Origin of the sequence: Bacillus sp. JJ664, from assembly GCF_036962205.1 — a bacterium.
GTDB lineage: Bacteria > Bacillota > Bacilli > Bacillales > Bacillaceae_G > Gottfriedia.
The window spans coordinates 1-15,260 of record NZ_JBALMS010000008.1; the positions used below are offsets into that span (position 1 = coordinate 1).

General features: G+C 33.8%; 13 protein-coding genes. 6 read left to right on the forward strand and 7 right to left on the reverse strand.

The annotated features are described in order from the left end of the window. Positions 1-64: 64 nt before the first annotated feature. The 3 genes from V7056_RS01365 to V7056_RS01375 form a co-directional block, all read right to left on the reverse strand. Positions 65-1,093, reverse strand: coding sequence for an NADH:flavin oxidoreductase/NADH oxidase (locus tag V7056_RS01365; RefSeq protein WP_499698594.1), 1,029 nt, complete (start codon positions 1,091-1,093; stop codon positions 65-67). A 134-nt stretch (positions 1,094-1,227) separates the two neighbouring features. Then, complete coding sequence (locus V7056_RS01370) at positions 1,228-2,217, reverse strand: NAD-dependent epimerase/dehydratase family protein (protein ID WP_499698595.1); 990 nt, start codon at positions 2,215-2,217, stop codon at positions 1,228-1,230. Positions 2,218-2,241: 24 nt separating this feature from the next. Continuing rightward, the gene (locus tag V7056_RS01375; protein ID WP_499698597.1) at positions 2,242-2,610 is read right to left on the reverse strand and encodes a DUF2500 domain-containing protein; all 369 of its coding nucleotides are present in this window, start codon (positions 2,608-2,610) and stop codon (positions 2,242-2,244) included. A gap of 436 nt (positions 2,611-3,046) precedes the next feature. Here V7056_RS01375 and V7056_RS01380 point away from each other — a divergent pair, with 436 nt between their 5' ends. The 3 genes from V7056_RS01380 (at position 3,047) to pheA (ending at position 5,824) form a co-directional block, all read left to right on the forward strand. Further along, a complete protein-coding gene (locus V7056_RS01380; protein ID WP_499698599.1) occupies positions 3,047-3,472 on the forward strand; it encodes a GHMP family kinase ATP-binding protein in 426 nt (141 codons plus the stop codon). 390 nt (positions 3,473-3,862) lie between these two features. After that, complete coding sequence (locus V7056_RS01385; RefSeq protein WP_499698601.1) at positions 3,863-4,852, forward strand: LacI family DNA-binding transcriptional regulator; 990 nt, start codon at positions 3,863-3,865, stop codon at positions 4,850-4,852. Between the two features lie 123 nt (positions 4,853-4,975). Beyond that, entirely contained in the window at positions 4,976-5,824 is an 849-nt protein-coding gene (gene pheA / locus V7056_RS01390) for a prephenate dehydratase (protein ID WP_499698603.1), read from the forward strand. Between the two features lie 66 nt (positions 5,825-5,890). On the opposite strand, the gene ymaG is transcribed toward pheA, so the two are convergent. Continuing rightward, positions 5,891-6,118: an inner spore coat protein YmaG gene (gene ymaG / locus V7056_RS01395; RefSeq protein WP_499698605.1), complete on the reverse strand. Its 228-nt coding sequence runs from the start codon at positions 6,116-6,118 to the stop codon at positions 5,891-5,893. A gap of 120 nt (positions 6,119-6,238) precedes the next feature. Further along, entirely contained in the window at positions 6,239-7,666 is a 1,428-nt protein-coding gene (locus V7056_RS01400; protein ID WP_499698607.1) for a sigma-54 interaction domain-containing protein, read from the reverse strand. Between the two features lie 443 nt (positions 7,667-8,109). On the opposite strand from V7056_RS01400, the gene V7056_RS01405 reads away from it, so the two are divergent. The 3 genes from V7056_RS01405 (at position 8,110) to V7056_RS01415 (ending at position 12,333) form a co-directional block, all read left to right on the forward strand. Beyond that, the gene (locus V7056_RS01405; RefSeq protein ID WP_499698609.1) at positions 8,110-9,321 is read left to right on the forward strand and encodes an ornithine--oxo-acid transaminase; all 1,212 of its coding nucleotides are present in this window, start codon (positions 8,110-8,112) and stop codon (positions 9,319-9,321) included. Positions 9,322-9,335: 14 nt separating this feature from the next. Further along, on the forward strand, positions 9,336-10,634 hold the full coding sequence (locus V7056_RS01410; RefSeq protein ID WP_499698611.1) for a Glu/Leu/Phe/Val family dehydrogenase: 1,299 nt from the start codon (positions 9,336-9,338) through the stop codon (positions 10,632-10,634). Between the two features lie 292 nt (positions 10,635-10,926). After that, positions 10,927-12,333 (forward strand): amino acid permease, encoded by a 1,407-nt coding sequence (locus V7056_RS01415; RefSeq protein WP_499698613.1) that lies wholly within the window; start codon positions 10,927-10,929, stop codon positions 12,331-12,333. Between the two features lie 204 nt (positions 12,334-12,537). On the opposite strand, the gene opp4A is transcribed toward V7056_RS01415, so the two are convergent. Together opp4A and V7056_RS01425 are read right to left on the reverse strand one after the other, a co-directional pair. Next, positions 12,538-14,322 carry an oligopeptide ABC transporter substrate-binding protein gene (opp4A, locus tag V7056_RS01420; protein ID WP_499698615.1) on the reverse strand — a complete coding sequence of 595 codons (1,785 nt, stop codon included), beginning with the start codon at positions 14,320-14,322 and terminating at the stop codon, positions 12,538-12,540. Positions 14,323-14,345: 23 nt separating this feature from the next. Next, positions 14,346-15,251 carry an ABC transporter permease gene (locus V7056_RS01425; protein ID WP_192603826.1) on the reverse strand — a complete coding sequence of 302 codons (906 nt, stop codon included), beginning with the start codon at positions 15,249-15,251 and terminating at the stop codon, positions 14,346-14,348. Positions 15,252-15,260 lie beyond the last annotated feature (9 nt).

The window sequence follows — 15,260 nt, forward strand, 5'->3', positions numbered from 1 at the left end:
TATTATGTAAGCTTCTTTTTATAATTTATCTATTTTAATATAGTTCTAAGTCTATTAAATAATATTATTCTGGATATGCGCTAGTATATGATTGATCAATCGGCGGGTTAGCGCCTAGTTTCAACGCAGCATCAATTGTCCAGTAGGGGTTACGTAATAATCCTCTCGCAATTGCAATTAAGTCTGCTTGATTTGTTTGGAGTGCATGCTCAGCTAAGTGCGGTTCCTCTAGCTTCCCAACGGCAATTGTTGGAATAAACGCGTTTTGTTTTATTTCATTTGATAGTGGTAATTGATAGCCTGGATATATTTTTTGTTGAAAACTCGGTACAGCACCACCACTAGATACGTCTATCATATCAACACCATGCTTTTTGAACACTTTACACATTTGAACCATATCTTCTATTCCATAGCCATTATGATCATATTCAGTGGCAGAAACCCTCATGAATAAAGGCATATTTTCTGGCATTACACTTTTCATAGCATGAATTACATCGGTTGCAAAACGTAATCTCTTTTCAAAACTGCCACCATATTTATCATTACGATGATTACTTAGTGGAGATAAAAACTGCTCAACCAAATAACCATGTGCAGCATGAAGCTCAATGGCATCAAATCCTGCACGAACTGCACGTTCAGTAGAATTTTTAAAGTGATTAATCATTTCTTGTATTTCATCATATGTTAGCTCTTTAGGAGGAATGTTACCTTCATAAAAAGGAATTGCTGATGGTGCAACGAAATCAACATCTGCAGGTGCTTTTCGCCCAGAATGATTTAACTGGATGGCAATTTTTCCACCAAGCGCATGAGCTTCTTGAACGAGTTTAGAAAGCTTTTCTTCTTGAATATCATTATATAATCCTAAATCTCGAGGATTAGTCATACCATTTGATGCAATAGCAGTAGATTCCAGCATAACAAGACCAACGCCGCCAACGATTCGAGAAAGATAATGTACATGATGCCAATTATTTACTTCTCCAGTTTTTTCTTCAGCACGGATTGTAACCATTGGTGACATCATGATTCTATTTTTTAATTCTAACCCTTTTAACGTAAATGTAGAAAATAAAGAAGTCATTTTTTTATCTCCTTAGATTTTTAATAGCCTCTAGTTGAAATGTAATTGTTAGAACAGAAATTGTAAATATATATGACTTTTACTAGTGTGATAATCTTTTGAATTAAAAACTCATATTCTAATTTATGTATTTCTTACTGATTTTCTTGTAAGTACCATTTCGTATATCGATCCATTCCTTCTGCTAAAGAAATCCTAGGTGTATACTGTAAATCATTTTTTATTTTATCTATATTGAGCGTATAATCATAACTTAAAAAGCTTGCAACATGTTTTGATAAAATAGGTGGTTTACCTGTTATATTCGCAATAATTTCTGAACTCGATGAGATAAAAGAAAGGAGTTTTGGAGAGATTTTCTTTGTATTGAGCTCCTTGTTTAAACACGAATATAACATTGTTAGTGCATCGATTAGGTAGATTGGTTGATCGTTCGTAATATTGTAAACTTCGCCTATAAATTGATCCTCGGCCATTAAACTTAACATAATGACATCTACTACATTATCGACATATGTAAAATCCATTAAAATCTTGCCATTATTAACTAGAGGGATTCCACGTTTCTTATTAGTATCTATTAGTCTCCCAAATATCGTATGATCATATGGACCAAATACTTGCCTAGGTCTAAGTGATATTGCAGGTAACCCTTTTAGCACGGCTTCTTTAACAATTAGATCGGCAATATGCTTTGTACGTGCATAATAATTGGTATGACTTTGAGGTAGTTCATCATTTTCTCGTACATTTTTTCGACTTTCGTTTGTAAAGTAAACACTTGGGGTAGAAAGATAAATAAATTTTTTTATGTTTGAGGTTAATGAGGCGTTAACAATATTTTGTGTTCCATCAACATTTGTTTGATAAAAAAGTTCATATTGTCCATATGGAGCTGCAAGCGCAGCACTGTGAATAACAAAATCTACATCTTTAATTAATTTTACTAATAACTCCTTATTCTCTAAATCACCTTTTACAAAAACGACATTGTCCATAGTTTTAAAAAAAATTGCTGCCTCCTCGTTCCTTCCAAAGGCGATTACATCATATCCTATTTCACTTAATCTCTTAACTGTATGCTTTCCTAAAAAACCAGTTGCCCCACTAACAAATACTTTCATTGCTTCACCTCATAATGGATTGTATTACCGTTCAAAATATATCAATCTGTTTCCTTGGAATGTTAAAATTCCTATTTCGTTTTCGGAAAATTTTCCGTAGGTTAACCCATCAACACTTAACTCAATACTTTCTCCACTCTCAGCTTCAAATGTTAGCAAGTAAGAAGTAGGATTTGGCATGATGTAATGATTTCTTTTATGCTGAATAACCTTAGTTGATTTTGTAATTAGCGTAGCCGGAACAGTTATCTTAGGTTGTTTATTATTATCATTCCACTGTTTTAATACTTTTAGAAGAGTAAGAAAGATGCTGGCGAAAACAAATATAAATAGAATTGGAAAGACAAATGCAATGATCTTAAATGCATCTAAATCAGTATCAAATCCAAACATTTAGTTTTCCTCCTAAAATTAATGCCTTTTTATCAGTTTATTAGACACTCAGAAATTAAATCAACTAATTATTTAGAAGTTTCACAGTTTGGTAATTCGTACTTATAACAATTCTTTTTTTATAACTGATCCGCAATTGTATTTAGACGGATAAAGGTAACGCCTATTACACGTAAAGATGAAATGAATATAACAAGCAAAACAGAACGAAATGTGACAGATCTATAAACAAAGTAAAATAATGGTTAAATTAAGTAAAAAATGGGTGAGTTTTAATTGAAAAATAGTTTAATGGGGGGTAGGATAATCCTAAGATTGTTTTCTATTATCCTTTTCCAATGTTTGAGAAACCTATTTTCTTTGACCAATAAAGAACTGAAGGAAGTAATTTCTCAGTCATAAAAATATATTTGTAGATTAAAGGAGTGATAAGTAAATGGATGTTAATGAGTTGGCATTAGTTTTTAAGCGTTATTACGATGCCGATTATCGTATATTTTTTGTATCTGGCCACAATGATGAACTGATTGAGATCTTAGATGAGAAAGAATATAACGGAGATCGGAATTTTGGTACTTATGTTTTAATCGCAAACAATAATAAGAATAAAATTCGACTAGTTTCATTAAATTATGAGGAATTAGGGATCATCGAATTCTCATTAACAGAGCTTAATGGTGAGAAGCGACATGATTGGACGAACTATCTCAAGAGCACAATTCGTTATTTAAAAGAAGCTGGCTATCGAATACATCACGGTATGGATATATTAATTTGTGGCAATATTCCTAATGAAGTTGGATTATCGTCATCTACATCAATTGAAGCCTTAACAGCTGCCATCATAAAATCTTTATATTGATGAAAAAAAGTGCAAGATCGATTTAATATATGACAGTTGACAGTTAAATTACTTTTTCTTGATATACCCCTCTAAACGACTTTTCCCTTACTAAAAACTACCTAAATAAAAATAATAGATTGATTTAGCAGGATATAAAATGTGAAAAAACACACAAAGTTGCAATGTGTAAAAAAATATCCATATTTCACCTGAAAATTCTTGCGAAAGACTGGTACACTTCTATATATAATCATAAACCAGTATCAAACTTTAAGGCTTTATGTGAAGACAAACATTTGTTGATCATTATGAATGATACGAATGACAACTTTGAAAAGTGTTTAAATGTCTAGCTAAAGTTTGAACATAACAATGCGACAGCGGAAGTGTACAAGGAGAAAAGTATAAATGACGACCATTAAAGAAATTGCAGAAAAAGCAGGTGTATCCATTGCTACGGTTTCAAGGGTGTTAAACTATGATCCTGAATTATCTGTAAGTGATGACACGAAGCAGCGCGTTTTTGAAACTGCAGAAAAGCTATCATATAGAAAAAAACCGAAAGTAAAAAAGAATATCGCGAAGATCGCACTCGTTCATTGGTATACAGAGGATGAGGAATTAGATGATTTACATTATATGTCAATACGATTCGGGATTGAAAATAAATGTGAAGAACATGGAATTCATGTTACAAAGTTCTTTCAAGGAACTGAAAAAGGATTAGCTGAAGAACAGTTTCAAGGGATTGTTGCATTAGGATATTTTGATGAACAACAAATAAAAATTTTGAAAAAAATATCCAAAAAAATAGTATTCGTAGATTCATCTCCTAATGAAGAAATGTATGATTCAGTCATATCTGATTATGAAAGTGCTACAAAGAAGGTATTAGACCATTTTATTTCGCATGGACACCATAATGTTGGGTATATTGGTGGGCGTGAACGTAATAAACGCCCTTTCGTAAAGGATTTGTTTACGCGCGAGAAAATATTTAAAACTTACTTGGCAGAGAAAAGCTTGTTTCAGAAAGATTATGTGTATACAGGTGATTTTACAGCTGAAGAAGGATTTAATTTGATGAATAAAGCAATTCAAGATCATGGGGACAAATTGCCAACTGCATTTTTTGTTGGATGTGATACGATGGCAATTGGATGTTTAAGGGCGCTTCACGAAGCAAATATTGCAGTTCCTGATCGAGTGAATATTATTGGAATGAATGATCTAACTTTTTCAAAATATCTTTTTCCTAGTTTAAGTACAGTAAAAGTATATTCAGAACTTATGGGGGAAACTGCAATTGATCTTTTACTTGAAAGATTGATGAATAGAAAGATTCCTAAAAAGGTAGTTGTTTCAACTAAATTAATGATTAGAAAAAGTAGTTTATAATATACTAAAAGCCGAACAATTTAAATTGTATGGCTTTTTTTTATATTAATTGAAAATATAAAATATTTTACTTTTAATAAATTATCTTTTTAGTATAATTAAAAATTAAAAGGAGTGTAGTGCATGAAGATAGCGTATTTAGGTCCGGAAGCAACTTTCACGCATGTTGCTGTTCAATCAGTTTTTACATTAGATGAACATATAGCATATTCGAGTATACCTGTCTGCATGGATAGCGTAGCAGAAGGGGAAGTAGATTTGGCGGTTGTCCCAATAGAGAATTCAGTGGAAGGTTCGGTAACGACTACAATAGATTATCTTGTACATGAACAACCATTAAAAATGGTTGGTGAAATTATCATACCAATCAGACAGCATTTACTAATGTCAAAAGGACAGATTCATCGAACAAAAGATATCGAGGTGATCTATTCACATTCTCATGCGCTAGCCCAGTGCCACGCGTTTTTACATAATCAATATAAGTATACAAAATTAGAACCAGTTTCTTCTACAAGTGCTGCAGCAAAATTGGTTAGCGAGCAACCTCAGGAATGTATCGCAGCCATTGCGAACGAATTTGCAGCAAAGAAATATGGACTAGAAATTGTAGCTAGTGATATTCATTCAAATTCGTATAATCATACTAGATTTATCGTATTACAAAAAGAGGGATCTAGTGTTGAAACGAATTATTTTCAAAAAAACCATACAAAAGCTACATTTGTCATCATGATGCCGGAAAATCGAGCGGGTGCGCTTCACCAAGTATTATCGGCATTTGCATGGAGACAAATAGACCTTTCCAAAATAGAGTCTCGTCCGATGAAAACAGGATTAGGTAATTATTTTTTTATTATAGATGTCGTGATGGGGTATGATGATGTATTATTACCTGGCGTAAAACAGGAATTAGAATCACTTGGATTTTCTGTAGAAATTGTAGGGAGCTATTCAACGATTCAATTATAAAATGAAAAAGAGAAGGATGTTTTCCTTCTCTTTTATATTTTTTATGTTTCTTTTGATAACAGTGTACTAGCAATAATAGCCTGGAGGACAATAAGGATAATATGAGTATGATGGATATCCATAACCGTAGCCATATCCATAACCTCCAGCTAAAGTTCCTAATAAAGCACCTGTTGCTAAACCTCCAACGAACCCTGGGTAAAAAGGACGTCCAATTCCGAAGCCAGGACGGCCAAAACCTGGTCGACCAAATCCTCCTCCGAAAGGTCTGCGGTATTGATAATCATTATACATCTATTCAACCCCCCTTTTTCATAAGCTTAACTCTTACATAGTTACACTATGCAGGACAGACGCGGGAAGTTTGGGCGATAGAATTTTTACGAATTGTCATGTTTAAAGGAATAGAAAAAATTATTTTTCATTTAAAATATTAAACTTACGTATTCGGTATTGTAAGTTTTGTCTAGAGATGCCTAATATTTTTGCAGCCTTTGTAATATTTCCATTTTGCTCACTAAGCACCGTTAAGATATGTTGCTTTTCCTTATCTAATAAAGTGTTTTTTAAATTAAAATGGTTTTCTTCGTTCACGTTATTTGGTTTATTTACTTGTAATGTATCTAGGGGCGTAGTTAGATTGTTATTCATACTACTTACTTCATTAAAAAATCTTGTAGGTAAATGAAAAGAGGTAATAGTTGTTTCGTTTTCAACTAAATTCATTGCACCCTCAATCATATGCTCTAACTCACGAATATTACCAGGCCAGTTATGTTGTAAAAAGAATTGAGCTACATGATCATCTAGCTTCGCGACTGAATGTCCAAAAAGTCGATTGTATTTTTGGATAAAGAAATTTGCTAATAGTAGAATATCTTCTTTTCGTTCTCTTAGAGGAGGGAGGAAAAGTGATACAACACTTAAACGATAATATAAATCTTTTCGCAAGTGATTATTAGCAATTGCTTCTATGGGGTCTTCGTTAATTGTTGCAATAATTCGAACATCAAGCTCTTTTTCAGTCATATCACCGATTCGTCTGACTTTCCGATCCTGAAGTACTCTAAGTAACTTAGCTTGTAAATTAGGGCTAAGTGAATTGATTTCATCCAAAAGCAATGTTCCACCATTTGCTTCTTCAAATAAGCCAGGTTTATCGATTGCTCCTGTAAATGCTCCTTTTTTGGTACCGAATAGAATACTCTCAATTAAAGTTTCAGGAAGTGCAGCACAGTTTTGAGAAATAAACGGCTTGGTGGATCGATGACTAGCATTGTGAATACTTTGTGCAAATAATTCTTTACCTGTTCCTGTTTCTCCAATTAATAAAACGGATGAAGAAGTTCTTGCTGATCTTTTCGCATCATCAATGGTTAGTTTAAAAGAAGGTGATTCACCAATTAATTGTTCAAAAGTATATCGAGTATTACGATTTTGCATAATGCCATCTTGAACTGATTGTTTTAATTCGGTTACATCTCTAACCATTTCAATTGCGCCAACAATTTTATTTTCTTTCGTGATGGGATATGTATCGTTGATTGTCGTTACTTCTTTTCCTCTATTATTAAAGTATGATTGTTTAATATTTTTACGTATTTTTCCTTTTTGAAGAGCTTCTAATAAAGTGCTTGATTGATTATTTTGAAATGTGAATACATCTAATAGGTTCTTATGAAGTACATCTTCTTCATTCATCATTTCAATTTCCATCATTTTTCGATTATAGACAATCGTTTTTCCTTCTTGATTTACTACATGAATACCGATGTCAATTTCTTCTAATATTAGTTGAAGTAATTCATCGACGACTAAATTTGGATCTTTATCCTTTTTCATTGAAATCTCTCTTTTCTTGAAGTTAATCGAAAAACTGGCATTCTTTTCATTCGCAGGCATGGTTGTTAAATTAATTAAGAATTCGATTTTCACTCAAGCATAAAGCACGATATATTCTAGCTGTGCATTTGCTATTAATGAATAACGATTTCTTAGAAAAAGGCCTGCGTTTTTGATATGATTAAAAACGGATTTAAAATTGTTGCAAAAATTTGCTGTTTATTCTTTTTGCACTGCAAAGATTATATGCATATTCTAATGTAATTTGCACTTTAAGGCAAAAAAAATTTGCGTTTTATGAAAACGTTAACAGTTTTATGATGGAAAAAACATCTAAATGAGTACATTTTGTGAATTTTGAAGTTTTAGACATAATTGGCATGGAAATTGCTAAATAATTAAGTAAGAAACTAAATTTAATAAGAAATAATGGAGGAACTCATATGACAACTTACTCACAAAAAATAATTGATCAAACAAATCAATTTGGCGCAAACAACTATCATCCACTCCCAGTCGTTATCTCTAAAGCAGAAGGTATTTGGGTTACAGATCCAGAGGGCAATAAATATTTAGATATGTTAAGTGCTTACTCTTCAGTAAACCAAGGGCATCGTCACCCTAAAATTATCCAAGCTTTAAAAGACCAAGCTGATAAAGTTACATTAACTTCTCGTGCTTTCTATAGTGAAAACATGGGTGAGTGGTATGAAAAGGTAGCAAAGGTAACAAACAAAGAAATGATCTTACCTATGAATACTGGTGCTGAAGCAGTAGAAACAGCATTAAAAGCTGCTAGAAGATGGGCTTATGATGTTAAGGGTGTTGAAGAAAACCAAGCAGAAATTATTGCTTGTATTGGAAACTTCCATGGTCGTACATTAGCTGCAGTATCATTATCATCAGAAGAAGATTACAAACGCGGGTTTGGACCATTCATACCAGGAGTTAAATTAATTCCTTACGGTGATATTGAAGCATTGAAATCAGCAATTACACCAAATACTGCTGCACTATTAATTGAACCAATTCAAGGTGAAGCTGGTATTAACATCCCTAGAGATGGATTCTTACGTGAAGTTTCTGAAGTTTGTAAAAAAGAAAATGTATTATTCATTGCTGATGAAATCCAAACAGGTTTATGCCGTACTGGTAAAACTTTTGCATGTGATTGGGAAGAAGTAATTCCAGATATGTACATTTTAGGTAAAGCACTTGGTGGCGGCGTATTCCCAATTTCATGTGTGGCTGCAGATCGCTCAATCTTAGGTGTTTTTGAACCAGGTTCTCACGGTTCTACGTTTGGTGGAAATCCATTAGCTTGTGCAGTTTCTGTAGCAGCTTTAAACGTTCTAGAAGAAGAAAAATTAGCTGAGCGTTCAAATGAGCTTGGTAATTACTTTATGGAAAAACTAAAAGAAATCGATCATCCTCATATTAAAGAAGTAAGAGGACGCGGATTATTTATTGGTGTTGAACTTCATGTACCAGCACGTGTTTATTGTGAAGCATTAAAAAAACAAGGCTTATTATGTAAAGAAACACATGATACAGTTATTCGTTTTGCACCACCATTAATTATTTCAAAAGAAGATTTAGACTGGTCAATTCAGCAAATTAACGAAGTATTTAGCCAATATAAAGCCACTGTATAAATGGAGCGAGAACAATGACAACTATTATCCCAGGAAATGAAAAAGAATTAGAAATTCAAAAGAAAATCAAAGAAGAAGGCAGAGAGTTAATTGAGTCTACTCAAGAAGTAATTTCTGAAGCACTTCATAAACTTGGTTATTCAAAGGAACTTTATGAATTATTAAAAGAACCTTTACGATTTTTAACAGTTCAAATTCCAGTGCGAATGGATGATGGCTCAGTGAAAATTTTCACTGGCTATCGTTCACAACATAATGATGCTGTAGGTCCTACAAAAGGTGGAATTCGTTTCCATCCAGAGGTAAATGAGGATGAAGTTAAAGCATTATCAATGTGGATGAGCTTAAAATGTGGAATTGTTGATTTACCTTACGGCGGAGGAAAAGGTGGCATAATTTGTGATCCACGAAAAATGTCAGCATATGAGCTTGAGAGATTAAGTCGAGGATATGTTCGTGCAGTAAGTCAAATCGTTGGTCCAACGAAAGATATTCCTGCTCCAGATGTTTACACAAATCCTCAAATTATGGCTTGGATGATGGATGAGTATAGCAGAATCCAAGAGTTTGATTCACCTGGATTTATTACTGGTAAGCCACTTGTGTTAGGTGGTTCAGCAGGACGTGAAGCTGCTACTGCTCAAGGTGTAACAATCTGTATTGAAGAAGCTGCTAAACGTAAAGGTATTGAATTAAAGGGTGCTAGTGTCATTATTCAAGGATTCGGAAACGCGGGAAGCTTTTTAGCGAAATTTATGATTGAAGCTGGTGCAAAGGTAGTGGGAATTTCAGATGCACTTGGCGCATTATATGATTCAAATGGTTTAGATATTGAGTATTTATTAGATCGAAGAGATAGCTTTGGAACAGTTACAAACTTGTTCACAAATGTTATTTCAAACAAGGAATTACTTGAGAAGCCTTGTGATATTTTAGTTCCTGCTGCAATTTCGAATCAAATTACAATTGATAATGCTCATAATATTCAAGCATCAATTGTAGTTGAAGCTGCAAACGGTCCGACTACGTTAGAAGCTACTAAAATATTAACAGAGCGTGGAATTTTATTAGTTCCAGACGTGCTAGCAAGCGCTGGTGGAGTTTCTGTTTCTTATTTCGAGTGGGTTCAAAACAACCAAGGTTATTATTGGTCAGATGAAGAAGTAGCAGAAAAGTTACGTGATAAAATGGTTCGTTCATTTGATAGTGTTTACCAAACTTCAGTAAATCGTCAAGTGAATATGCGATTAGCGGCTTATATGGTTGGTATTCGTAAAATGGCGGAAGCTTCTCGTTTCCGTGGCTGGGTTTAATCTTAATTTATGCTCCAGATGGAAATGTTTCATCTGGGGCACTTATTATCTTAATCTATCAAAGTTTGACACAATTTAAAAAATATGAAAAAATAGTTTTTTAAATTGTAATATTATTTAGAGAAAATAATAATGTATACGCTTTCAGATATTGTGTGAAAAAATTCGATAGAGTACTTCATAGAATAGAGTCAACTTGCTTCTATCTAATATGAGAGGGAAAAATATATCCACTTCTATCAGAATATTTCAATAAATAGAGACAATTTATCGGTCAAGGGAGGTATTTTTCATGTTTCAACAAGAACAGGGGTTAAAAAAAGAGCTAAAAAGTAGACATTTGTTTATGATTGCGCTTGGGGGAATTATTGGTACAGGTTTATTTATGGGATCTGGCTTAACAATTAGTGAAGCAGGGCCAGGTGGTGCAATCGTTGCCTATTTAGTAGGTGGAATAGTAATGTATTTAACAATGCTTTGTCTTGGAGAGCTTGCTGTAAGATTACCTGATGCAGGTTCTTATCAAACATATGCTACTAAATATGTATCGCCATCAACTGGTTATGTTGTAGGGTGGATGTCATGGTTAAACTGGTCAGTAACGATTGGCCTAGAATTAATTACAGTCAGTATGTTAATGAAGAGATGGTTCCCAGATGTATCTACTTGGATCTGGTGTGTAGTATTTGGCGTACTATTATTCGCAGTTAATGCACTATCTACTAAAAGTTTCGCTGAAGTAGAGTTTTGGTTTGCTAGTATTAAGGTAGTTACAATCGTTGTATTTATTATTTTAGGCGCAGCTGTAATGTTTGGTATTGTATCTGTAGAAGGTACAAAGGCACCAATGCTTACAAACTTTACAGACCATGGTGGTTTATTCCCTAATGGTATCTTAGCAATTATTGTTACGATGGTTGCAGTTAACTTTTCGTTCCAAGGTAGTGAACTAGTAGGAATTGCAGCTGGTGAAAGTGAAGACCCAGCAAAAGCAGTACCTAAGGCTATTAATAATACTGTTTGGCGAATTCTAGTATTCTATATTTTATCAATGTTCGTTTTAGCTGGTTTATTCCCATGGGAAAAAGCTGGCTTAGTAGACAGCCCGTTTGTTGTTGTATTTGATAATATTGGTATTCCATATGCTGCAGATATTATGAACTTTGTTATTATTACAGCGGTATTATCTGTTGCAAACTCAGGATTATATGCAACTTCACGTATGATGTATTCTATGTCTCAAAAAGGCATGGTTAGTCCGGCTTTAGGGAAATTAAACAAAAAAGGTGTACCTTTAAACGCCTTAATTTTCAGTATGATCTTTGGATGTTTATCTCTATTATGTGGTATTTTTGCAGAGGATACAGTTTATTTATGGTTATTATCAATTGCTGGATTCGGAGCAGTTTTCATCTGGGCTAGCATTGCTTTATCAAATCTTTTAGGTAGAAAAAAATATATTCAAGAAGGTGGAAAAGTAGAGGATTTAAAATATAAAACTCCACTATATCCATTCGTACCAATTGTTGCTTTAGTACTTAATGTTGCTGTAATGATCAGCTTGGCATTTATTCCTGAACAACGTATTGCTTTATACTGTGGTATACCGTTTATGATTATTTGTTTAATCTATTACCATTTATCGGCAAAGAACAAAATTGAGAAGTTTGAACTGGAAGAAAATAAAAAGATTAGTTAATTTTCAGACTGTTGACAATCGCTCGCTTTCTTCGTTGCTTCGCCTGCTTGCGGTGCTCATTACTGTTAAAGGTAACTCCGCTCCTCATCCGGCTCATGAGCCTCGAAAGACAAGCGTTTTTAATCAGTCAGATCTCTTAGCTTTTGTATTTTGTTCAAAATGAAAAGGAAGAGTAGCGTAAAGCTACTCTTCCTTTTTTTATGCTTATTTATTTTTTTCTGATTCTTCACTTGTTACAGTGATTTCTTGTAAATGCCCTTGGAACCCTTGACCAGGAGTAATATCATAACCTTTTACTCGGTTGTTTACTCCGTCTAATCCAAAGCGGAATAGAGTAGGGATTAATGGTACTTCTTCACTTACAAGCTCTTGCCAATTGTTATAGACCTCTTGACGGTGGTTTTCATCAAAAGAATCAGGAGAGATACCATCTTTTAATAGTTGATCATTTTCATCATTTACCCAACGAACATAGTTAAATGGTGCATTTTTAGACCAAATTCCAGATGGATCTGGGTCAGAACCAGTTCCCCAAGCTGCTGCGAATACTTCGATTTTTGGATCATCTTTTTCAACCATTTCATAGAATGAGTTGAATTCATGTAAACGTCCGTCTAATAATTGAACATCTAAACCAACATCTTTCCAAGCTTGTAAGTAGAATTGTGCTAATGGTTCTGCGATATCGCCACCACTCATAGATGCAAAGTTGATTTTGAACTCTTTACCATTTGGATCTTCACGTAAACCGTCACCAGTTACATCTTTGTAGCCAGCTTCATCAAGTAAAGATTTTGCTTTCTTAGGATCATAATCATAACCTTTAAGGTTTTTATCAAAGTATTTTGGGAATGAAGGTGGAATAACAGATGTTGCAGGGAATCTTAGCCCTTTATATAGTTTTTCACCTACAGATTTGTTATCAAGTGCATAAGCCATTGCTTGACGTAAACGTTTATCAGCGAACTTTGGATTATCCATTACGTTGACTCCATTTTTCGCGTCATAATGACCTAATTTAAATCCAATATATGAGTAAGATAACTCAGTTCTACCAAGTAACTGAATATTTTTTAATGATTTTGCTTTATCATATTGGTCAGCAGAAACTGAAGCAATATCAATATCACCATTTTCTAATGACGCAGTTGCAATCGTAGGGTTAACTACTTTTAATAGTACGCCATCTAATTTTGGAGCACCATTCCAATAGTCTTTAAATGCTTCGAACTCAACAGCTTCACCTGGAGTGATTTTCTTAATTTTGAAAGGACCAAATCCGATTGGTTCTTTACGAATTTGTTTAGATTCTACTAATTTATCGATTGCCACATCGCCTAAATATTTTTTAGGAAGAGGGTAAGTCCATAAACCAGTAAGAACTGATGGATTTGCTTCTTTAAAAGTAATTGAGATCGTTTGTGGATCGATTACTTTCACACCAGAAATGTTTTTTGCTTTTCCTGTGTGATATTCTTCCATACCTTCAATCATTGACATTTGTGTATCATAACGTACACCAGTGTATTTAGGGCTACCAATTACAAGGTAAGCATATTCTAAATCTTCTGCAGTTACTGGGTTACCATCATGCCATTTTACATTATCTTTAATTTTTAAAGTGATTACTTTTTTATCTTCACTTAATTCGTATGTAGCAGCACCATCTTGATCATATACATAGTTCTCATCTGTTGAAAGTAGTGCTTCATCAAAGAACTGTAATACTTCAGAGTCTGGTTGACCTTCATAAAATACAGTATTTAAAATACCTTCAAATGGTGTATCAGAAATTAGACCATACTTTAACACACCACCAGCAATTGCTTCTTTATCATTTTTTACTTTTACAGGAAATGCAGATGTTTCTACTTTTTCTGTAGGTTTAGCTGATGTTGGCTTGTCGTCTCCGCCTTTACAAGCTGAAAGGATTAGCATAGAAACCGCCATTGCACTTAATACTTTTGAAAAGCTTTTTACATTTTTCATAATTTCACTCTCCTTAAAGTTGTTTAACCTCTTCTTTGCCTTGCATCAGCTGCACGCTTTAGCGCTTCACCGATAAAATTTATACTTAGCATGAGCACTAAAATCATGCCCGATGCAGGTAACCAAATCCACCATTTATTCTGTAGAACATCTGGGTTTGTTGCATATGCTACAAGTGTTCCTAAGCTTGGAGTGCTTTCAGGTAAACCGAATCCTAAGAAGGTAAGACCAGATTCAATCCCGATATTTCCAGCTAAGTTTAACGTAAATGCTACAATAATAAGTGAGCTTACATTTGGTAATAAATGAGTTAATATGATTTTCCAGTTAGGTGTTCCAAGAGCCTTCGCTGCTGCAATATAATCCAATTCACTTTCAGACAATACTTTAGAGCGAATTAGCCTTGCTTTACCTGTCCATAAGAAAATACTCATAATCAACACAAAATTAGGAATCGTAAATTTTGGTACGACAGTTACAAATACTATGATTAACATTAATGTTGGCAGAGATAGAATAAAGTCGATGATCCGCATGACAATACCATCTACCAAACCACCAAAGTAGCCAGCAATTAATCCTAATGATAAGCCTAGAATATTCGTAATGATTGTGATAAATAAACCGATTGTAAAAGAGTTTTTCGTTCCAATAATTAATTGTCCAAATACATCACGTCCACCATAATCAGTACCAAGCCAATGTAGTGAAGAAGGGGGCTGATAGATTGATAGGAAGTCTACCTTCGTAATCTGGTCTTGATCTAAAATAAGCGATGCACCATAAACAGTAATTAGGATTAGACTCAAAATAATCAGTGAAGCTAATGCCATTCGGTCACGTTTGAACTCTGACCAAATTACACTAAAGCCAGAGGGACTTTTTGATTTTTCTATTAGTTGTTTTTGATTTTCAAGTTTCAATTCCATTATTTTCAC